The sequence below is a fragment of the Burkholderia sp. COPS genome, from assembly GCF_019425585.1.
Taxonomy (GTDB): Bacteria; Pseudomonadota; Gammaproteobacteria; order Burkholderiales; family Burkholderiaceae; genus Burkholderia; species Burkholderia cepacia.
Genome location: NZ_WIXR01000027.1, coordinates 77,147 through 97,910 on the forward strand (window position 1 = coordinate 77,147; position 20,764 = coordinate 97,910).

Below are 20,764 nucleotides of genomic sequence, written 5' to 3' on the forward strand. Positions count from 1 at the left end.
CTACGATGGAAACGTTCCGATTTCCGATCCGGCCGGCGCGTTCCGCGCGCGGCCCATGCCGCCATGTCCCGTTCCGATGCCCCGAGCGCCGCTGCCGGCGCGCCTTCCGTCGACGATACCGACCGCCGCGCCCGCACGGTCGCGCTGGCCTGCATGGTCGGCCTCGCGATCGTGCTCGGTGTCGGCCGCTTCGCGTTCACGCCGCTGCTGCCGCTGATGCTCGCCGACGGTTCGATCGGCCTGAAGGCCGGCGGCTGGCTCGCATCGGCGAACTACGCGGGTTACTTCGTCGGTGCCGTCAGTTGCGCCGCGCTGCGGGTAGCGCCCGCGCGCATGGTGCGCGTCGGGCTCGTGGCCACCGTGTTGCTCACCGCCGCGATGGGTGTCGGCCACCTGCTGCCCGTGTGGCTCGCGGTGCGCTTCGTCGCGGGCGTCGTCAGCGCATGGACCTTCGTCTTCATGTCGCAATGGGGGCTGCGGCGGCTGGCCGAACTGGTCGCGCCGGAGTGGAGCGGGGTGATCTACGCGGGGCCCGGCGTGGGCATCGTGGTGACGGGGCTGATCGGCAGCGCGCTGGCCGGCCAGCGCGCGGCGTCGGGCTGGCTCGGTTTCGCGGCGCTGTCGGCCGTGCTGTCGGTCGCGATCTGGCGCACGTTCGGCAGTGCGCCGGTGTCGGCAGCCATGCCGCCGGCCGTGACTGCCCGGCATGCGGCGACGGTCGCGGCGCCGCACGACGCGCGGCGCCATCGTGCGGACGCCGCTTGGCTCGTCGTGCTGTACGGCATGCCGGGCTTCGGCTACATCATCACCGCGACGTTCCTGCCCGTGATCGCGCGCGCCGCGCTGCCGGCCGGGTCGCCGTGGCCCGACCTGTTCTGGCCGATGTTCGGCGCGGCGCTGATCGTCGGCGCGGTCTCCGCTTCGCGGCTGCCCGGCCACTGGGACAACCGGCTGCTGCTCGCGGCCGGTTGCGCGACGCAGGCGCTCGGCATCGCGGCCGGGATCGTGTGGCCGAACGCGGCCGGTTTCTCGGTCGGCAGCCTGTTGCTCGGCCTGCCGTTCACCGCGATCACGCTGTTTGCGATGCGCGAGGCGCGGCGCCTGCACGGCGAACGCGCGGCTGGGCTGATGGGCTATGCGACCGCGTCGTATGGCGTCGGGCAGATTGCGGGGCCGCTCGTCGCGGCGCCGCTGGTGGCGCGATATGGGTCGTTCACGCCCGCGCTGTGGGTCGCGGCCGCGGCGCTGCTGGCCGGGGCGGCGGGATTCATGGCGATGGCGGCGGTTGCCGGTGCGCATCGGCGGCGCGCGTGACACCGACGGACGATGCCGTCGGCGCGCGCGGGCAACGTGTCGATTGCCCGGGGACGATGCCGTTTCGATCCGGGTAAATTAATAGGATTACTATTTTTCCCGGAAGCGGATTAGTACGCGACTGATTTTTAACGACGATTGCTGCGCAAATTTCGTACCTGATCTACATACATCCGGAATGCCTGTCTGTAGCATCCGCCGAATAAATTGATCGCCGGAGGGGTCCGGCGATTGCACTTCGGATGCAGTGGCGCATGTGGGTAGATCAACGAAGAATTATCGTCCGTTGCCGTAACGACATCGGCTCTTTCGTCAACGCGGGCGCAAGTACAGCCGGTTCACCGCCCGGGGTGGTTGCCGACAGTGGTGTGCCGCGCGTGCTTCGGGGCGCCGGCAGCATGCTGTGCCTGTCGTTGCTGTGGGGCGCGGGCGTGGCGGGCGTGCCCGGGCAGGCACACGCACAGGTGCCGAACGCCGGAGCGACGATGCGCGACGTCGAAACGTCGCGTCCGGCGCTGCCGCCGAAAGCCGCGCCCGATCTCGAGATCGTTCCGTCCGAAAGCGCCCCGCAACCGCAACCGGATGCCGGGCCGCGCATCGCCGTGCGCGCATTCCAGATCGGCGGCAACACCGTATTCGACACCGCAACGCTGCAGGCGCTCGTCGCCGGGCTGGCGGGCGACGCGCTCACGTTTGCCGACCTGCAAGGCGCGGCCGAGCGGATCACCGCCTACTATCGCGAGCGCGGTTACGTGCTCGCGCGCGCCTACTTGCCGAAGCAGGACATCGAAGACGGTGTCGTGCGCATCGAAGTCGCTGAAGGGCGCTACGGCAAGATCGAGATCCAGAATCATTCCCGCGCACTCGACGCCGTGCTGCGGCAGCCGCTTGCCGCGCTGCATCCGGGCGACGTCGTCCGCGGCTCCAGCCTCGAGCGGAGCCTGCTGCTGCTCGACGATCTGGCGGGCGTCGGTGCGCGCGGCACGCTGCGCCCGGGCGAAACTCCGGGCACCACCGATCTCGTCGTCGATGCCGAACGCGGGCCGCCCGCATCCGGGTCGCTCGAATTCGACAACTTCGGCGGGGTGTCGACGGGGCGCTACCGCGTCGGCGGCAGCGTCGACGTCAATGCGCCGTTGCGGCTCGGCGATCGCCTGAGCCTGCGCGGGCTCGTCAGCGACGAACGGCAACGCTATTACCGCGCCGCCTATCAGGTGCCGGTCGGGCCGGCCTCCACGCGGGTCGGCGTCGCGTATTCGTCGTTGCGCTACCGGGTCGCGGGGCGGTTTTCCGATCTCGAGATGAGCGGGCGCGCCAGCGTCCAGACCGTCTATGTCGCGCAACCGCTCGTGCGTGCGCGCGATTTGAGCGTCACCGCGCAGGTGCAATACGAGAACAAGAACCTGCACGACACCTACGGCACTTTCTCGCTCCAGAACGACAAGAACGTCGGCCTGTGGACCTTCGGGCTCAGCGGCAACAGCCAGGACGGCTGGCTGGGCGGCGGCCGCAACGGCTTCTCGGTGATGTTCGGCGTCGGGCGTTTGCGCAGCAACGATGTGTTCGGGTCGAATCCGCTGACGAAGTCGATCGGCGGTTTCAAGAAGCTCAACGTGGACGCGCAGCGGATCCAGGCGCTGGGCGGCCGTTTCCAGCTGTACGGGCAGGTCAGCGCGCAGTTCGCGTCGCGCAATCTCGATTCGTCGGAGAAATTCAGCCTCGGCGGCCCATACGGCGTGCGGGCGTACGCGCTCGGCGAAGGCAGCGGCGACCAGGGCTGGCAGGCCAGTGCGGAACTGCGTTATCTCGCCGCGCCGGGGTGGCAGGTCAGCATGTTCGTCGACGCGGGCGCGGTGCAGCTCAACCGGCATCCGTGGACGGGCGAACGGAATACGCAACACATGCAGGCGGCGGGTATCGGCGCGACCTGGTTCGGCGCGAAGCGCCAGGTGTCGCTGACGGCCGCATTGCCGCTTGGTCGGGGGGGCGATTCGCCGACCCGCGCACCGAGCGTATGGGTTCAGGCCGCTCAGTATTTCTGAGTTGGCGTGATCAACTGCTCGGTTGTTTCACGAGCATTCAAAAACTACATAAATAGGATTCCAAATGAACAAGGCATATTCATTGGTATGGAACGAAGCGCAGGGCGGTTGGTGCGCGGTGAGCGAGACCGCGCGTCGCCGCGGCAAGACGGGTAGCGGCAAGCGCCTGCTGGCGGCCGGGGTATCACTGCTGGGCCTGGCGGCGACGAGCGCGTATGCGCTGCCGACAGGTGGCGCGGTGGCCTCCGGGAAGGCGGACATCGCGACGTCTGCGGACGGCAAGACGATGTCGATCAACCAGCACACGGACAAGCTGATCACGAACTGGCAGGACTTCAGCGTGGCCGGCGGCGAGCGTGTGTCGTTTCAGCAGCCGGACGTCAAGTCGATCGCGCTGAACCGCGTGATCGGCACGAACGGCAGCCAGATCCACGGGCAGATCGATGCGAACGGGAAGGTGTTCGTGGTGAACCCGAACGGGGTGGTGTTCGGTGCGGGTGCGCAGGTGAATGTGGGCGGTCTGGTGGCGTCGACGAAGGACATCTCGGACAAGGATTTCCTCGCAGGCACCTACCGGTTCTCGGGCACATCGGGCCAGTCGGTGGAGAACGCGGGGACGATCGCGGCGACCGAGGGCGGTAGTGTGGCGCTGCTGGGCGCACGGGTGTCGAACACGGGCGTGATCCGTGCGAAGGCAGGACGCGTGGCGTTGGGCGCAGGTGACGCATTCACCGTGAACTTCGACGGCAACGGCCTGCTGAACCTGCAGGTGGAAGGCGGCGCGATGGACGCGCAGGCGCACAACGGGGGGCTGCTGAGCGCGGAAGGCGGCGAGGTGCTGATGACGGCGCGCGCGGCGAACGGCCTGCTGAACGCGATGGTGAACAACAGCGGGACGATCGAGGCGCAGGGCTTGAAAGAGCGCGACGGGAAGATCGTGCTGGATGGCGGCCTGGTGCAGGTCGCGGGCAAGCTGAACGCGGCGGGCGGTGACGTGACGACGCGCGGCGAACAGGTGAAGGTGGCGGGCGACGCGCAGGTCGACACGCGTTCATCGTCGGGCCGCACGGGTACGTGGACGATCGAGTCGGCGAACGCGAGCGTCGCGAATGCAGACGCCGCACTGGACGCGGCAACGCTGTCGCGCACGCTGGGCACGACGAACGTCGCATTGACGAACACGTCGGGCGACCTGACGGTGGATGGCGCAGTGAACTGGACGAGCGATCACGCGCTGGCGCTGACGTCGCAAAAGGGCGACGTGGCGCTGAAGCAGGCGGTGACGGCGAGCGGCGCGAAGGCGAGCGTCAAGGCGAACGCCGCAGGTGAAATCCGTGTGGACGACAAGCTTGCGCTGACGGGCGACCAGGCGCATCTGGAGCTGAACGCGAAGAAGGGCCACCGGTTCAAGGACAACGCATCGGCCACGCTGTCGGGCCGCAACGCATCGTTCTCGTCGAACGGCGAAGGATATCAGGTGATCCACGACGTGGCGGACCTGCGTAACGTGGACCTCGACCTGAACGGCCGCTACGTGCTGGGCAACGCGATCGACGGCAGGGGCGCGGCGTTCCGGAGCATCGGTGCGAACAGCGCATTCGAGGGCGTATTCGACGGTCTCGGCAACACGGTGTCCAGGCTGAAAGTCAATAACAGCGGCTCGTCGGTCGGCCTGTTCGCCGAGAACCGCGGGCGCATCGCCAACCTCGCGCTCGACTCGATCGCGGTGAACGGCGCGAGCACGTCGATCAAGAGCAGCATGACGATCGGCGGCCTGGCCGGCGTCAACCGCGGGACGATTTCGAACGTCCGCGCAACGCGGATGAGCATTTCGTCGTCCGGCACCGGCTATAGCGTCGCAGGCGGTCTCGTCGGCGAGAACAACGCCGGGGTGATCGACGGTGCGCGCTTCCAGGGCTCGATCACCGGTAACGACAGGACGGTCAACATCGGCGGTATTGCCGGGACGAACGCCAGCTCGCGCATCGTGAACAGCCGTGCCGATGCCGAGATCAGGAACGTGCGGTCGCCGTCGTCGACCATGACGAATCTGGTAGGCGGCATCGCCGGCCTGAGCTGGGATTCGACCATCTCGGATTCGTCGAGCGCGGGCCGGATCACCGTGGGCAACGCCATGTACGCGGGCGGCCTTGTCGGCCACGCGGTCGGCGGCGCCATCGATCGTTCGAATTCGTCGATGGCCGTCTCGGCCGGCCACGCAGGCATGGTTGGCGGGGCGGTCGGTTCGAACGTCTATACCGCGCTGTCGAACGTATCGGCGAGCGGCAACGTGAGCGCGACGTCCGGGGCCGAGGTCGGCGGTCTCGTCGGCCGCAGCGATTACGCGACGATCCTCGCTTCGTCGGCAAGCGGCAATGTCAGCGCGACGGCGGGCAGCCGGGTAGGCGGTTTCATCGGCACGAATGCCAACAGCAGGATCAGCCAGTCGCACGCGACCGGCAACGTGACCGGCAACGGGTCGGCGGCGACCGGCGGTTTTGCAGGCGTGAACGACGGCGGCAGCATGCTCGCGGACGTGTCGGCGAAAGGGCGCACGGCGGATGCCGGACGCGGCATCGTCGGCGGTCTGGTCGGCCAGAATGCCGGCGCGATTCTGCTCGGCAACGCGTACGGCGACGTGAGCGCGGGCGATGCGAGCAGCATCGGCGGTCTGGTCGGCACGAATCGCGGCAGCGTGGTGTCGTCGAGTTCGACGTCGAACGTGGTTTCGTTGCGCGGCAGCTACGCCGGTGGCTTGATCGGCGAAAACCGCGGCAAGCAGGCCGTCGTGAGCGGTTCGACGGCAGGTGGCACGGTGACGGCTACCGGTGGACAGTACGCCGGCGGGTTCGTCGGGGCGAACGACGGCTTGATCGACGGTTCGGACTCGTCGGGCACGGTCTACGCGGCGGGTACGTATGTCGGCGGCTTTGCGGGCCAGAACTCCGGCACGATCCGTTCGTCGCGTACGAGCTCGAAGATCGACTACCCGGCGCAGGCACGGCCAGTGTTCACGGGCGGTTTTGCCGGACTCAATACGGGCAGCATCGAATCGAGTCAGGCGACGGGCGCCGCATCGAAGGAGCCGTTCGTCGCATTCAACATCGGCATGATCGACGGCAAGTCGTGGTAACGCACGTCGGCGCGGGATGATGCGCCGTGCATGTCACGGGGCGGCAATCGAGCCGCCCCGTGACGATGGCCGCCCATCCCGATCGTTTGGGGCGGCATTCGACGCAAGACCGGATTTTTCGTGTCTCCGTCGGCGTGGATAGCAGGCGCCGGGTCGACATCCGTGGTGCAGACCGCGAATCGCTTTTGGTTTGTCATTCCGATTTTTATATAGGAATGCGAATCGATGATTGTCGATCGCAAGTCGATTCGAATGCGATCCCACGCGACGGGCTGAAGGGACACAAGGCTTGCTTGTCGAACGGAAGGGTTCACGCTGTCCGGCTTTGGCGGGCGGCGCGATCGGAGGTCCGTCGAAGATGGACCAGTTGAAATGTGGAAATAAGAGGAATTCAGATGAATAAAGCCTACTCGCTGGTATGGAACGAAGCGCAAGGCGGCTGGTGCGCGGTGAGCGAGACCGCGCGTCGCCGCGGCAAGACGGGTAGCGGCAAGCGCCTGCTGGCGGCCGGGGTATCGCTGCTGGGCCTGGCGGCGACGAGCGCGTATGCGCTGCCGACGGGCGGCGCGGTGGCCTCTGGGAAGGCGGACATCGCGACGTCTGCGGACGGCAAGACGATGTCGATCAACCAGCACACGGACAAGCTGATCACGAACTGGCAGGACTTCAGCGTGGCCGGCGGCGAGCGCGTGTCGTTCCAGCAGCCGGACGTCAAGTCGATTGCGCTGAACCGCGTGATCGGCACGAACGGCAGCCAGATCCACGGGCAGATCGACGCGAACGGGAAGGTGTTCGTGGTGAACCCGAACGGGGTGGTGTTCGGTGCGGGTGCGCAGGTGAATGTGGGCGGTCTTGTGGCGTCGACGAAGGACATCTCGGACAAGGATTTCCTCGCAGGCACCTACCGGTTCTCGGGCACATCGGGGCACTCGGTGGAGAACGCCGGGACGATTGAGGCGGCGGAAGGCGGTAGCGTCGCGCTGCTGGGCGCGCGGGTGTCGAACACGGGCGTGATCCGTGCGAAGGCAGGACGCGTGGCGCTGGGCGCAGGCGACGCATTCACCGTGAACTTCGACGGCAACGGCCTGCTGAACCTGCAGGTGGAAGGCGGCGCGATGGACGCGCAGGCGCACAACGGGGGGCTGCTGAGCGCGGAAGGCGGCGAGGTGCTGATGACGGCGCGCGCGGCGAACGGCCTGCTGAACGCAGTGGTGAACAATAGCGGGACGATCGAGGCGCAGGGTTTGAAAGAGCGCAACGGGAAGATCGTGCTGGACGGCGGCCTGGTGCAGGTCGCGGGCAAGCTGAACGCGGCGGGCGGTGACGTGACGACGCGTGGCGAACAGGTGAAGGTGGCGGTCGACACGCAGGTCGACACGCGTTCATCGTCGGGCCGTACGGGTACGTGGACGATCGAGTCGGCGAACGCGAACGTCGACAATTCGAATACGAACGGCACGCAGCGCGGCCTGACGATCGATGGCGCGAATTCGAATGTCGCGAATGCAGACGCCGCACTGGACGCGGCGACGCTGTCACGCGCGCTGGGCACGACGAACGTCGCATTGACGAACACGTCGGGCGACCTGACGGTGAATGGCGCGGTGAACTGGGCGAGCGACCATACGCTGGCGCTGACGTCGCAAAAGGGCGACGTGGCGCTGAAGCAGGCAGTGGCGGCGAGCGGCGCGAAGGCGAGCGTGAAAGCGAACGCCGTGGGCGAAATCCGCATCGACGACAAACTTGCGCTGACGGGCGACCAGGCGCATCTGGAGCTGAACGCGAAGAAGGGCCACCGGTTCACGCAGGACAACGCATCGGCCACGCTGTCGGGCCGCAACGCATCGTTCTCGTCGAACGGCGAAGGGTATCAGGTGATCCACGACGTGGCGGGCCTGCGTAACGTGGACTTCGACCTGAAGGGCCGCTACGTGCTGGGTAACGCGATCGACGGCAAGGGCGCGGCGTTCCGGAGCATCGGCGCGAGACGCGCGTTCGAAGGCGTATTCGACGGCCTCGGCAACACCATCGGCGATCTGTCGATCTCCAATCCGGGCAGCAACGCCGTCGGCCTTTTCGAGGCCAACGGCGGGCGTATCGCCAACCTCGGGCTCGACAGGATCTCGACGCGCGCGGTCGTGCCTTACGGCCGCACACCGGCCAGCATCGGCACGCTCGCGGGCTACAACTTCGGCACGATCTCGGACGTGAAGGCGACGAACGTCGCGGTGAGCAGCGAAGGCATGGCGATTGTCGGCGGTCTCGTCGGCAGCAACTACGGCGGATCGATCGAGCGTGCATCCGTGCTGGGTTTCGTCAACGGCGGCAACGATGCGCTGCACGTCGGCGGGCTGGCCGGTGAAAACATCTCGTTCGTCTCGCCCGGTGCCGACGATGCGCTGATCCGCGACAGCCGTGCCGACGTCCAGGTCGTCAGTGCGTCGAACGGCAGCGCAGGCGGGCTCGTCGGGGACAACCACGGTGTCGTCGACAGGTCGACGGCGACCGGCATCGTCAACGCACGCGGCGGCGGCGCGCGCGTCGGCGGGCTGGTGGGCGTCAACAATGGCGGCGTGATCAACGCGTCGACGGCCGCCGGCGATGTGCGGGGCGCCCGCAACGCGTCCGTGGGCGGCCTCGTCGGCCACAACGCGGGCCGGGTGGACGCATCGACGTTCAAGGGTATCGTCGCGGCGACCGACGGCGCGCGTGTGGGTGGCCTCGTCGGCGAAAACCGCGGCGTCGTGCATGCGTCGACGGCAGTCGGCAGGGTAATGGGCGGCGCGTCGAACGTCGGCGGCCTCGTCGGCGCCAACTTCGCGAGCGTGCGCGACTCGACGGCCAGCGTCAACGTCGACGCCGGCATGGCAGGTGTGGCGGGCGGGCTGGTCGGCTACAACGCAGGCAGGATCGACGCGTCGAGCACCGACAGCTACGTTACGGCAGCGGCGAGCGGCATCGCAGGCGGGCTGGTCGGCCGCAATGCGGCGACCGGCGAAGTGCTTGCGTCGTCGGCCGCTGGCGACGTGATCGCGGGCGACTTCGCAACGGCAGGCGGTCTGGCCGGCGTGAACGACGGCGCGATCCACGGTTCGTCGTCGAAGGGGGCCGTGATGGCCGGCATGATGGCGCAGGCCGGCGGTCTGGTCGGCGTCAATGCGGGCACCGTGCAGGTGTCCGCATCGACGGGTTCGGTCGTCAGCGATTTCGAGAGCGTCGTCGGCGGCCTCGTGGCGTCCAACAGCGGCGTGATCGACGGATCGTCCGCGTCGGGCGACGTCCGGGTCGGGTTCGGCAGCATCGCCGGCGGGCTCGTCGGCCGCAACACGGGTACGGTGCGTGACGCCGGCGCGAAGGGCACGGTCGCCGTGACGGGGACGGGCAAGGCCGGCGGGCTGGTCGGCTTCAACGCCGGCCGCGTGTCGTCGTCGAGCGCAAGCGGCGACGTGCTGGCCGATCGGGGCAGTTCGGTCGGCGGCCTGATCGGCGAGAACGCCATTGGCGCGTCGGTCGAGCACTCGAACGCGACCGGTTCGGCGGCCGGCGGCCACGACAGCTATGTCGGCGGCCTGGTCGGCTTCAACAGCGGCATGGTCGCATCGTCGTCGTCGGCCGGCACGGTTTCGGGTGGCTACTATGCGCGGCTCGGCGGCCTGGCCGGCGCGAACTTCGGCACGTTCGACAACGCGACGACGGCAACCCGCGTTGCGCTGACGCCGGGTTACCGCCAGCAAGCCGGCGCGTTCGCGGCCCTGAACTTCGGCCTTTTCAAGGGCAGCAGCGCAGCCGGTGCCGCAGCGGGCATGCCGCTCGCCAACCTCAACTACGGCCAGATCCGCGACTGACCGGTGCCGCCCATGCCGGCGGCCCGGCCCGGTCTGACCTGAACTGACCGGATCGGATCGCCGGCAAGCCTGCCGCACGCGGCGGCCCGCGCAGGAACGGGCCGCCGCGTGCAAGCGGGACGCACCTCGCCGGGCATGCACGCGCATGCCCGGTGCGCGAACCGGCCGGGCGCGAACGCAGGCCGGGCGTCGGCGGATGGCATCGCCCGCGCGATTCCGGCCGGTTCGTCCGGCCGTCGCGGAAATCCTCGGCGCCGCGCAAACTCGCTAGAATCGAGACTTTCCCGCGCCGAGCGCGACCGGCGCCGCCGTTGCAGGCGGCCCCGGTCGCCCCGTCTCCATCGATGACCACTGCCGATTACCGCTTTTGCCCGCGCTGCGCGAGCCCGCTCACCGAGCGTGCCGATCCCGACCACGAAGGCGGCCGCATCCGCCAGGCCTGCCCCGACGGCACCTGCGGCTACGTGCACTGGAACAACCCGCTGCCCGTCGTCGCCGCGATCGTCGAACTCGACGGCAAGATCCTGCTCGCGCGCAACGCGGCCTGGCCCGAAGGCATGTTCGCGCTGATCACTGGCTTCCTCGAGAACGGCGAAACCCCCGAGGACGGCATCGCGCGCGAGGTGTTCGAGGAAACGGGCCTGAAGGCCGAGCACGTGTCGCTCGTCGGCGTGTACGAATTCATCCGCAAGAACGAACTGATCATCGCGTATCACGTGCGCGCGTCGGGCACGGTCGTGCTGTCGCCGGAACTGCTCGAATACAAGCTCGTCGATCCGCCGCTGCTGCGCCCGTGGCGCGCCGGTACCGGTGTCGCGCTCGCCGACTGGATGCGCGCGCGCGGCCTCGAGTTCGAGTTCGTCGACCGGCCGGGGCAGTGACGGGCCGGCCCGTGCACAGGGTTTTCTCCGCCGTGCCGCGTGCGATCGCGACGCGGCGCTTCACCCGTTGCCGGCGCGCCGTGCCCTGCGGCCGCCGTGCTTCGTCTGCATCGCTTCCCACGTCCTGACCGCCATCGCCATGTCCGACAAGCCGCAACCGCGTCCGCGCGACGCCTACCGCCACTTCCTGCCGATCACGACCCGCTGGATGGACAACGACGTCTACGGGCACGTGAACAACGTCGTCTACTACAGCTACTTCGACACCGTCGTGAACGAGTACCTGATCCGCGCGGGCGTGCTCGACGTCGAGCACGGGCAGACGATCGGGCTGGTCGTCGAGACGCAGTGCAACTACTTCGCGCCGCTCGTGTTCCCGCAATCGGTCGATGCGGGGCTGCGTGTCGTGAAGCTCGGCACGTCGAGCGTGCGCTACGAGGTCGGGCTGTTCGCGCAAGGCGATGCCGCGCCCGCCGCGCAGGGGCATTTCGTGCACGTGTACGTCGATCGCGGGACACGCCGTCCCGTGCCGCTGCCCGACGCGTTGCGCGCCGCGCTCGAGCCGCTCACTGCCTGACGGCTCGCGGTGCACGCGCTCGCGCTCCAGGTCTTCAACGGCCTCAGCTACGGCTTGCTGCTGTTCATGCTGTCGGCCGGCCTCACGCTGATCTTCAGCGTGCAGGGCGTGCTCAACTTCGCGCATGCGAGCTTCTACATGCTCGGTGCGTATGTCGGCTACAGCATCGCGGCGCAAGCGGGCTTCTGGCCCGCGCTCGTGCTTGCGCCGCTCGCGGTCGGGCTGCTCGGCGCCGGCTGCGAACGCGCGCTGCTGCGCCGCGTGCAGGCGCGCGGCCATACGAGCGAACTGCTGCTGACCTTCGGGCTCGCGTACCTGATCGGCGAGGGCGCGAAACTCGTCTGGGGCCTCGCGCCGTTGCCGGCGCCCGTGCCGCCGCTGTTCGACGGTGCGCCCGTGAGCGTGTTCGGCCTCGCGTTGCCGCGCTACCGGCTGTTCATGATGGCGATGTCCGCGACGATGCTGGTCGCGCTCGGCGCGCTGCTGCGCGTGTCGCGCATCGGGCTCGTCGTGCGTGCGGCGCTCACGCATCGTGCGGCCGTCGAGGCGCTCGGCTACGACGTGCCGCGCGTGATGACGGGCCTGTTCGGCGCCGGCACCGCGCTCGCGGCGCTGGCCGGCGTGATCGGCGCGCCGCTGGCGGTGATCGAACCCGCGCTGGCCGAGACCGTCGGGTCGGTCGTGTTCGCGGTCGTCGTGATCGGCGGGCTCGGCTCGCTCGGCGGCGCGTTCGTCGCGTCGCTCGCGGTCGGCTTCGCGCAGACCTTCGCGGCCGCGAGCGACACGTCGCTGCGCGACCTCGCGTCATGGGCTGGCATCGTGTTGCCCGACAGCGTGGCCGCGGTGTCGATCGCGCAACTCGCGCCGCTGGTGCCGTACCTGCTGCTCGTCGCGGTGCTGGTCGCGCGGCCGCGCGGGCTGTTCGGAGAACGGGTCGATGCGTAGCCGCGTGCTCGCCGGATGCACGCGCTGGGCGCTGTTCGCCGCGTGCTTCGTGCTGCCCGCGTGGCTGTGGCCGCATGGCGCGGTGCTCGGCTATCTTGCGCAGACGGCTGCGCTCGTCGTGCTCGCGCTGTCGTACAACCTGCAGCTCGGCACGACCGGGCTGCTGTCGTTCGGGCACGCGGCGTTCGCGGGCCTCGGCGCGTTCGCGGCCGCGCACTGGTTCAACCATATGGGCGGCCCGCTGCCGTTGTTGCCGCTCGTCGGCGGCGTGGCCGGCGCGGGATTCGGATTCGTTGCCGGGTTGCTCGCGACACGCCGTTCCGGCACCGCGTTCGCGATGATTACGCTCGGGCTCGGCGAATGCGTCGCGGCCGCCGCGTGGAGCGTGCCGGCATGGTTCGGCGGTCTCGGCGGCGTGCCGATCGACCGCGCGGGCGGCACGCCGTGGGGCGGCTGGCAGTTCGGCGCGCCGGCGCATGCGTACGCGGTGATCGCTGCGTGGTGCGTCGCGTCGGCATGGGCGATGCACGCGCTGACGCACACGCCGCTCGCGCGGCTCGCGAACGCGGTGCGCGACAACCCGGCGCGCGTCGCCGCGCTCGGCACCGATCCGCGCCGCGTGCGGCTCGCGATGGTCACCTGCGCGTCGTTCTTCGCGGGTATCGCCGGCACACTGACGTTGATCGACGTCGAGCTCGCGACGCCCGACAGCGTGTCGATGGCACGCTCCGCGACCGTGCTGATCGCGACCGTGATCGGCGGCACCGGTGCGTTCTTCGGGCCGGCGGCCGGGGCCGCCGTGCTGACCGCGCTGAGTGTCGTCGTCGCGGGCGTGTCGCGCGCGTGGGCGCTGTATCTCGGCGTGCTGTTTGTCGTGATCGTCGTGGCCGCGCCGCGCGGGATCGCCGGTATCGCGCAAGCGGTCGCGCACGCGTTGCGGCGCGGCGCGCCGGGGGCCGAGCGGTGGCGCCTGCTGTGCGGCATCGGCGCATGCGTGTTCTGGGGCGTCGCGGTCGTGTGCGCGGCCGAGCTGGGTTATGCGTGGCGCTTCGCGCAGGACGACGGCTCGGGCCTCGCGTTCGGTGCGTGGGGCATCGATGCCGATACGCCGGCCGGCTGGGCCGTCGCGTGTTCGGCCGCGGGCATCGGTGCGCTGCTGTGGGGCTGGCGCGCGCGCTTCGCGCAGGGTGCGCGGCCTGGCAAGCGGGAGGACCGGCGATGAACGGCAACGCGATCGCGCTGCATGGCGTCGTGCAGCGCTTCGGTGCGCAGACCGTGCTCGACGGCGTCGAGCTGAGTATCGCGGCCGGCGAGCGCCATGCGCTGATCGGGCCGAACGGCGCGGGCAAGTCGACGCTGTTCGGCGTGATCGCGGGCGCGACGCGGCCGACGCGCGGGCGGGTCGTGCTGCACGGCGTCGACCTGCGCGGGCGCGGGCCGGTCGTCGCGAGCCGCCTCGGCATCGGCCGCAGTTTCCAGCAGACGAGCGCGTTCGCGCGGCTGACCGTATTCGACAACCTGCGCTGCGCGGCGCTGCATGCGCCCGCCGAACGGCGGCGCTGGTGGAACCGGCTGCGCGAATCGGCGTCGGTCGATCTCGCGGCCGCGCGCGTGTTGCACGACATCGGGCTCGATGCGCGGCGCGGCGCGCTGGCCGCTGAACTGAGCTATGCGGAACAGCGCGCGCTCGATCTCGGGATCGCGCTCGCGAGCGGCGCGCGCACGCTGCTGCTCGACGAACCGACGGCCGGCATGAGCCGCGAGCAGGCGGCGCGGATGATCGCGCTGATCCGCGCGACGACGCAGGGCCGCACGGTGCTGATGATCGAGCACGACATGGACGCGGTGTTCGGTTTCGCCGAACGCATCACGGTGCTCGTGCGCGGCGCGGTGGTCGCGACCGGCGCGCCCGATGCAATCCGTGCCGATTCGCGCGTGCGCGCCGCGTATCTGGGAGAGGGGCGCGCATGAGCGCACTGCTCGACATTCGCGGCCTGCGCGCGTGGTACGGATTGCAGCCCGTGCTCGACGGCGTCGATCTTGCGCTGGCACCGGGCGAGACGCTCGCGCTGCTCGGCCGCAACGGCTCGGGGCGCTCGACGCTCGCGAAGGCCGTGCTGGGGCTCGTGCGCACGGCCGGCTCGGTGCGCATCGCCGGTGCCGAATGCGCGGGTGCGCGCACGTTCGAGATCGCGCGGCGCGGTGTCGCATACGTTGCCGAAAGCCGCGACGTGTTCCCGCTGCTGACGGTGCGCGACAACCTGCGGCTCGGGCTGCGCGGTGCCGGCGGTGCGGCCGAACGCGCGGCGCTCGAACGCCTGTTCGAGCGTTTCCCGCTGCTGGCCGCGCGCGCGGACGTGAAAGCCGGGCGGCTGTCTGGCGGCGAACAGCAGGTGCTCGCGCTGGTGCGTGCGCTGGCCGGCTGCCCGCGCGTGCTGATCGTCGACGAGCCGGCCGAAGGGCTCGCGCCGCTCGCGGTCGACGAAGTCGGCGCTTGCCTCGCCGCGCTGCAGGCCGACGGCGTCGCGATCCTGCTGATCGAGCAGCGGCTGCAGTTCGCGCCGCGGCTCGCACGGCGCGTCGCGGTGATGGGGCGCGGACGGATCGTCTACGACGGCGCGCTCGACGGCCTGGGCGGCGAGGTCGCCGATGCGTGGCTGAGCGCCGGCTGACGGCGCGCGATCGATTGTTCGGCAAACTCCGCCAGTCAATTCGTATCGAGCCGCTTTATCGCGGCGGTGCCGCACCGTACATTGCCAGTCAGGCCGGTCGTCATCACAACGCGTCGACGCGTCAACGCATCGTCGCGGCAACCGGCGCCATCCATCGAAGGTCTTCTGACTGAGGAATGAAATCATGAGCAAGCTGGCAGGCAAGGTCGCGATCGTCACGGGCGGATCGAAGGGCATCGGCGCGGCAATCGCGAAGGCACTGGCCGCCGAAGGCGCGTCGGTCGTCGTCAACTATGCGAGCAGCAAGGCGGGTGCCGACGCGGTCGTCGGCGCGATCGTCGAAGCGGGCGGCCGCGCGGTCGCGGTGGGCGGCGACGTGTCGAAGGCAGCCGACGCGCAGCGCATCGTCGACACGGCGATCGACACGTACGGCCGTCTCGACGTGCTCGTCAACAATTCCGGCGTGTACGAATTCGCGCCGATCGAGGCGATCACCGAAGAGCACTATCGCCGTCAATTCGACACGAACGTGTTCGGCGTGCTGCTGACGACGCAGGCAGCCGTCAAGCATCTCGGCGAAGGCGCGAGCATCATCAACATCAGCTCGGTGGTGACCAGCATCACGCCGCCCGCCAGCGCCGTCTACAGCGGCACCAAGGGCGCGGTCGACGCGATCACCGGCGTGCTCGCGCTCGAACTCGGCCCGCGCAAGATTCGCGTGAACGCGATCAACCCGGGGATGATCGTGACCGAGGGCACGCACAGCGCGGGCATCATCGGTTCGGATCTCGACAAGCAGGTGCGCAGCGAGACGCCGCTCGGCCGTCTCGGCGAGCCGGACGACATCGCGTCGGTGGCCGTGTTCCTCGCGTCGGACGATGCACGCTGGATGACCGGCGAGCATCTCGTCGTGAGCGGCGGGTTGAACTGATCGTGCGGGGCGGTGCATCGGCGCGCTTGCGCCGGTCGTGCCGCCGTTGTCGTTACGCGTGCGGCGCGAGCGCGTAACGCCCGACGTGCCACTGCAGGCTCTCGACGACGAGCGCGTGATTGTGTTCCGAGTCGAGCCCCGCGATCGTCATCGCGCCGACGATGCCGGCCCCGGCAACACGCAACGGCACGCCGCCGCCGTCGAGCGCATAGTCGTCATCCGACAGGCCCTGCGACTGCAGCGACCAGCCGGCGCGACGAAAGCGCTCGCCGACCGCGAGTGAGCTGAGGCCGAAGCGCAACACCGTGTTCTGTCGCCGGCGGATCGCGTGACTGTCGTTCGCGTGGCTGCCGTCGAGCGCGCAGTAGAACAGCGGCGCCTGCTCGCCGACGATGCTCACCGCGATCGGCAGCCCGCGGCGCAACGCGAGGTTGACCGCGATCTCGCCCATCCGGCGGGCAAGCGCCGCATCGAAGCGCGGCAGCGCCGGGTTCGACGCGTCGTCGTCGAACGGGTGGGGATCGAGGCGAAAGAGGGTCGTCACCATGGCGGCTCCGTGGCGTTCCCGGCTCTGGGTGCGCGTGCCGGGCATCGCATCGTCACGGGCCGCGCGCGGGCCCGTTTTCCATTCAGCGCTTCGGCGCCGCGTCGAGCATCCATTCGTGCGCGGGGTCATTCCTGAACGCCCACGCGCGGCTCGGTCCGGCCATCACGTTCAGGTAGTACAGGTTGTAGCCGTGCGGCGCGACCACCGGATGGTAGCCGCGCGGCACCATCACGACGTCGTGGTTCTCGACCGCGCACGCTTCGTCGAGGCTGCGGTCGTCCGTGTACACGCGCTGGAACGCGAAACCCTGCGGCGGATCGATCCGGTGGTAGTAGGTTTCCTCGAGCGAGGTTTCGTCGGGCGCCGCATCGCGGTCGTGCTTGTGCGGCGGATAGCTGCTCGAATGGCTGGCCGGCGTGACGACCTCGACGACGAGGAGGCGCTCGGCCGCCGGGTTGTCGCCCATCAGGATGTCGCACACGTAACGCGTATTGGTGCCTTGCCCGCGTACCGAGCGGCGCATCCGTTCGCCGTCGAGGCGTTGCACGGGTTTGTCGCCGCTCGCATACGGCGCGGTGCACAGCGCGATTTCCGCATCGCGCGTCGCGACCAGCGTGACCGTCTTGCCGCCCGGCACGTACAGCGCATCGGGCGATACGTCCTCGAATACGCTGTCGCGCTTGCCGAGCGCATCGTGGGTCGTGCCGTCGACCTCCGCGCGCACCGTGCCCGTGAGCACGACGACGCACAGTTCCCGCGTGCCCGTGTCGAGCGTTTCGGTGTCGCTGGCTTTCAGGCGCAGCGCGCGAAAGCCGACATGCTTCCAGCCGGCCGATTCCGGCGTGACGTTGCAGATTTCGCGGTCGGCAGAGGCTTTGACCAGCAGGGGAGAAATCGTCATGGGGTGGGGCTCCGCAATGGGGTGACAGCGGGGGTGACGGGGCTCACGCGCTCAACCGGTCGACGATCGCGCGCAGTGATTCGTAGCCCTTCTTCGCATACGCATAACTCGGCGCGACGGCCGGATCCTGCTCGGCCTCGACGACGAGCCAGCCTTCGTAGCCGGCATCCTTCAGCGTGCGCAGCGTCGCCTCGTAGTCGAGCGCGCCGTCGCCGGGCACCGTGAAGGTGCCGTTGATCACGCCGCTCAGGAAGCTCCAGCCGCTGTTGCGCGCCTGCGTGACGACCTGCGGCCGCACGTCCTTGCAATGCACGTGGACCACGCGCGATACGTGTTTCTTCAACAGCGTCACCGGGTCGGCCGCGCCGCCGAAATACGCGTGGCCGGTATCGAACAGCAGGAACACCTTCGCCGGATCGGTCAGCGCCATCAGCCGGTCGACGTCGTCGGGCGATTCGACGTATGCGCCCATGTGGTGATGGTAGGCGAGCTTGATGCCGTACGTGTCGAGCAGATGCGCGCCGAATGCGTCGAGGCGGGCCGCGTAGCGCCGCCATGCGTCTTCGTCGACGAAGCGCGGCCGCTTCGCGACCGGCGTGTCGATGTTGCCCTGGATCGTGCCCGCGCATTCGCCGTACACGACCACGTTCACGTCGTTGTATTGCAGCTTCGTCATGTGCGCGCGGCAGCGCTCGATTTCCGCGGCGACCGCATCGGCGTCGCTCATGCCCGGCGCGACTTCCGCGAGGAAACCCGAATACCAGCCCGACACGCACACGAGCCCGAACCCGGCAAGTTTCGCCTTCAGCTCGGGGCCCGTCTTCGGGAACTTGTTGCCGAGCTCGAAGCCCGCATAGCCGATTTCGGCGCCTTCCTTCAGCGCCGTTTCGAGCGGCGTCTCGCCACCGAGCGACGGCAGGTCGTCGTTCATCCACGACAGGGGATTGATACCGATGCGGACGTTCCAGCTCATGACGGGCTTCCTTGGTTCGAATGTGTTTTTCGCGGGGAGGGTGCGTGGAGCAGCGTGCGCCGTCAGCGCCGCTGCCGGGTCTTCGCGTCGAGATACGCGCGGTGCGCATCCTCGACGCCGGCGCGTTCGGACACCTGCGGCACGGCGACTTCCCACCATGCGCCGCCGTCATCGGTCGTGCGCTTGTGCGTGGTGTCGATCACGAGCACCTGGCTCGTCTTCGCCGCGCGGGCGCGCTTCATTTCGCTGCGCAGCTCGCCGATGTCGCGCACGTGCACGGCGTCGGCACCCATCGCGCGCGCGTGCATCGCGAAGTCGATCGTCGAGCGTGCGCCGCCTTCGGGCACGCAGTCGTCGAGCATGTTGTTGAAGCTCGCGCCGCCGCAGTTCAGTTGCAGCCGCTCGATGCAGCCGTAGCCGCGGTTGTCGAGGATCACGACGACGATCTTGCGGCCGAGCATCACCGACGTCGCGAGTTCCGCGTTGAGCATCATGTACGAGCCGTCGCCGACGATCACGATCACTTCGCGCTCGGGCCGCGCGAGCTTCGCGCCGAGGCCGCCCGCGACCTCGTAGCCCATGCACGAGTACGCGTAGTCCATGTGATAGTTGCCCGGCACGCCGCTGCGCCACAGCTTGTGCAGTTCGGCCGGCAGCGTGCCGGCCGCGCACACCACGAGGTCGTCGCGCGCGCTGTCGCGCCCCGCGTCGGCCGCGGAGTCGCGCACCGCGCCGATCACTTCCGCGTCGTAGGGCAGCGTGTCGTTCGGCACGTGCGTCGTGAGTTCGGTCACGCGCGCGTTCCATGCGACGGCCTGGTCGCGGTTGCCGGCCGTCCATGCCGGATCGGCGTGCCAGCCGGCCAGCGCGGCCGACAACTGGCCGAGGCCCGTGCGCGCGTCGGCGACGAGTTGCCGGCCGCGTTTCTTGCCCGCGTCGAACGGCTGCACGTTCAGGCTCAGCAGCGTCGCGTTGCCGTAGAGCGCATGCGAGCCGGTCGTGAAATCCTGCAGCCGCGTGCCGACCGCGAACACCACGTCGGCCTGCGCGGCCGCGCGGTTCGCGGCGGGCGAGCCCGTCACGCCGATCGAGCCGAGGTTCAGCGGGTGGTCCCACGCGAGGCTGCCCTTGCCGGCCTGCGATTCCGCGACCGGCACGCCATGCGTATCGGCGAACGCACGTAGCGCGTCCCACGCCTGGCTGTACAGCACGCCGCCACCCGCGACGATCAGCGGCTTCTTCGCGGCCTTCAGCACGTCGAGCGCATCGGCGAGCTCGAGCGCGTCGGCCGGCGGCCGGCGCATCCGGATCACCGGCGGCGCGAAGAAATCCTCGGGCCAGTCGTACGCGAAGGTCTGCACGTCCTGCGGCAACGCGAGGCACACGGGGCCGCACTGCGCGGGGTCGGTCATCACCTGGATCGCACGCGGCAGCGCGACGAGCAACTGCTCGGGCGACGTGATCCGGTCGAAGTAGCGTGTCACCGGCCGGAAGCAGTCGTTCGCGCTGACGTCGCCCTGTTCGAAATCCTCGACCTGCTGCAGCACGGGGTCGGGCAGGCGCGACACGAACACGTCGCCGGGCAGCAGCAGCAGCGGCAGGCGGCCGACGTGCGCGAGCGCGGCGGAGGTCAGCATGTTGGTCGCGCCCGGGCCGATGCTCGACGTCGCGGCCATCATCCGCTGGCGGAAGTTCGCTTTCGCGAACGCGACCGCCGCGTTCGCCATCCCTTGCTCGTTGTGCGCGCGGAACGTCGGCAGCCGGTCTTTTTCAGCGTGCAGCGCCTCGCCGAGCCCGGCCACGTTGCCGTGGCCGAAGATCGCGAACACGCCGCCGCAGTAGGGCAGGATCTCGACGCGGCCGTCGGGCTGGACGACTTCGGCGCGCAGGGCGGCCAGGTAGCGCACGAGCGCCTGGCTGACGGTCAGTCTTACGGTAGAGGTCATGTCGGTCGGTGAAGAGGATTCGGGTGGATCATCGCGGGCGTCGCTTCGTGTTGCGTC

General features: G+C 69.4%; 15 protein-coding genes. 11 read left to right on the forward strand and 4 right to left on the reverse strand.

Annotated features, from left to right (window positions below; genetic code table 11):
* The first annotated feature begins 63 nt into the window (after positions 1-63).
* The 11 genes from FOZ70_RS23915 (at position 64) to FOZ70_RS23965 (ending at position 16,340) form a co-directional block, all read left to right on the forward strand.
* Positions 64-1,314: a YbfB/YjiJ family MFS transporter gene (locus FOZ70_RS23915; RefSeq protein WP_219706923.1), complete on the forward strand. Its 1,251-nt coding sequence runs from the start codon at positions 64-66 to the stop codon at positions 1,312-1,314.
* Between the two features lie 377 nt (positions 1,315-1,691).
* Complete coding sequence (locus FOZ70_RS23920; RefSeq protein ID WP_346656410.1) at positions 1,692-3,356, forward strand: ShlB/FhaC/HecB family hemolysin secretion/activation protein; 1,665 nt, start codon at positions 1,692-1,694, stop codon at positions 3,354-3,356.
* A 64-nt stretch (positions 3,357-3,420) separates the two neighbouring features.
* Positions 3,421-6,489: a GLUG motif-containing protein gene (locus tag FOZ70_RS23925; RefSeq protein ID WP_219706926.1), complete on the forward strand. Its 3,069-nt coding sequence runs from the start codon at positions 3,421-3,423 to the stop codon at positions 6,487-6,489.
* A 395-nt stretch (positions 6,490-6,884) separates the two neighbouring features.
* Positions 6,885-10,334: a GLUG motif-containing protein gene (locus FOZ70_RS23930; protein ID WP_219706928.1), complete on the forward strand. Its 3,450-nt coding sequence runs from the start codon at positions 6,885-6,887 to the stop codon at positions 10,332-10,334.
* A gap of 344 nt (positions 10,335-10,678) precedes the next feature.
* Positions 10,679-11,215 (forward strand): NUDIX domain-containing protein, encoded by a 537-nt coding sequence (locus FOZ70_RS23935; RefSeq protein ID WP_042973140.1) that lies wholly within the window; start codon positions 10,679-10,681, stop codon positions 11,213-11,215.
* 139 nt (positions 11,216-11,354) lie between these two features.
* On the forward strand, positions 11,355-11,792 hold the full coding sequence (locus FOZ70_RS23940) for a thioesterase family protein (protein WP_021157113.1): 438 nt from the start codon (positions 11,355-11,357) through the stop codon (positions 11,790-11,792).
* 9 nt (positions 11,793-11,801) lie between these two features.
* Entirely contained in the window at positions 11,802-12,737 is a 936-nt protein-coding gene (locus tag FOZ70_RS23945) for a branched-chain amino acid ABC transporter permease (RefSeq protein WP_124922898.1), read from the forward strand.
* Entirely contained in the window at positions 12,730-13,959 is a 1,230-nt protein-coding gene (locus FOZ70_RS23950; protein ID WP_059620636.1) for a branched-chain amino acid ABC transporter permease, read from the forward strand. Before FOZ70_RS23945 ends, FOZ70_RS23950 begins: the two co-directional genes overlap by 8 nt.
* The gene (locus tag FOZ70_RS23955) at positions 13,956-14,708 is read left to right on the forward strand and encodes an ABC transporter ATP-binding protein (RefSeq protein WP_048025936.1); all 753 of its coding nucleotides are present in this window, start codon (positions 13,956-13,958) and stop codon (positions 14,706-14,708) included. The genes FOZ70_RS23950 and FOZ70_RS23955 overlap by 4 nt, the downstream gene beginning before the upstream one ends.
* Positions 14,705-15,409, forward strand: coding sequence for an ABC transporter ATP-binding protein (locus FOZ70_RS23960; protein ID WP_219706930.1), 705 nt, complete (start codon positions 14,705-14,707; stop codon positions 15,407-15,409). Before FOZ70_RS23955 ends, FOZ70_RS23960 begins: the two co-directional genes overlap by 4 nt.
* Before the next feature lie 184 nt (positions 15,410-15,593).
* Positions 15,594-16,340, forward strand: a complete 747-nt coding sequence (locus tag FOZ70_RS23965; RefSeq protein ID WP_021162382.1) for a glucose 1-dehydrogenase — start codon at positions 15,594-15,596, stop codon at positions 16,338-16,340.
* Between the two features lie 52 nt (positions 16,341-16,392).
* Here the strand turns inward: FOZ70_RS23965 and FOZ70_RS23970 are convergent, their stop codons facing one another.
* From FOZ70_RS23970 to iolD, 4 genes are all read right to left on the reverse strand, one after another.
* On the reverse strand, positions 16,393-16,887 hold the full coding sequence (locus tag FOZ70_RS23970) for a heme-degrading domain-containing protein (RefSeq protein ID WP_059863489.1): 495 nt from the start codon (positions 16,885-16,887) through the stop codon (positions 16,393-16,395).
* An 82-nt stretch (positions 16,888-16,969) separates the two neighbouring features.
* Positions 16,970-17,788: a 5-deoxy-glucuronate isomerase gene (gene iolB, locus FOZ70_RS23975; RefSeq protein ID WP_219706932.1), complete on the reverse strand. Its 819-nt coding sequence runs from the start codon at positions 17,786-17,788 to the stop codon at positions 16,970-16,972.
* 43 nt (positions 17,789-17,831) lie between these two features.
* Positions 17,832-18,761, reverse strand: a complete 930-nt coding sequence (gene iolE, locus FOZ70_RS23980; protein WP_059812388.1) for a myo-inosose-2 dehydratase — start codon at positions 18,759-18,761, stop codon at positions 17,832-17,834.
* Positions 18,762-18,823: 62 nt separating this feature from the next.
* Entirely contained in the window at positions 18,824-20,707 is a 1,884-nt protein-coding gene (iolD, locus tag FOZ70_RS23985; protein ID WP_219706934.1) for a 3D-(3,5/4)-trihydroxycyclohexane-1,2-dione acylhydrolase (decyclizing), read from the reverse strand.
* Positions 20,708-20,764: the final 57 nt, after the last annotated feature.

Bases quoted from the DNA above. Each gene is read 5' to 3' on its own strand.
- iolB (WP_219706932.1), bottom strand. From the start codon at position 17,788: ATGACGATTTCTCCCCTGCTGGTCAAAGCCTCTGCCGACCGCGAAATC.
- FOZ70_RS23935 (WP_042973140.1), top strand. From the start codon at position 10,679: ATGACCACTGCCGATTACCGCTTTTGCCCGCGCTGCGCGAGCCCGCTC.
- FOZ70_RS23965 (WP_021162382.1), top strand. From the start codon at position 15,594: ATGAGCAAGCTGGCAGGCAAGGTCGCGATCGTCACGGGCGGATCGAAG.
- FOZ70_RS23960 (WP_219706930.1), top strand. From the start codon at position 14,705: ATGAGCGCACTGCTCGACATTCGCGGCCTGCGCGCGTGGTACGGATTG.
- iolE (WP_059812388.1), bottom strand. From the start codon at position 18,761: ATGAGCTGGAACGTCCGCATCGGTATCAATCCCCTGTCGTGGATGAAC.
- FOZ70_RS23950 (WP_059620636.1), top strand. From the start codon at position 12,730: ATGCGTAGCCGCGTGCTCGCCGGATGCACGCGCTGGGCGCTGTTCGCC.
- FOZ70_RS23970 (WP_059863489.1), bottom strand. From the start codon at position 16,887: ATGGTGACGACCCTCTTTCGCCTCGATCCCCACCCGTTCGACGACGAC.
- FOZ70_RS23915 (WP_219706923.1), top strand. From the start codon at position 64: ATGTCCCGTTCCGATGCCCCGAGCGCCGCTGCCGGCGCGCCTTCCGTC.
- FOZ70_RS23955 (WP_048025936.1), top strand. From the start codon at position 13,956: ATGAACGGCAACGCGATCGCGCTGCATGGCGTCGTGCAGCGCTTCGGT.
- FOZ70_RS23940 (WP_021157113.1), top strand. From the start codon at position 11,355: ATGTCCGACAAGCCGCAACCGCGTCCGCGCGACGCCTACCGCCACTTC.
- FOZ70_RS23925 (WP_219706926.1), top strand. From the start codon at position 3,421: ATGAACAAGGCATATTCATTGGTATGGAACGAAGCGCAGGGCGGTTGG.
- FOZ70_RS23930 (WP_219706928.1), top strand. From the start codon at position 6,885: ATGAATAAAGCCTACTCGCTGGTATGGAACGAAGCGCAAGGCGGCTGG.
- iolD (WP_219706934.1), bottom strand. From the start codon at position 20,707: ATGACCTCTACCGTAAGACTGACCGTCAGCCAGGCGCTCGTGCGCTAC.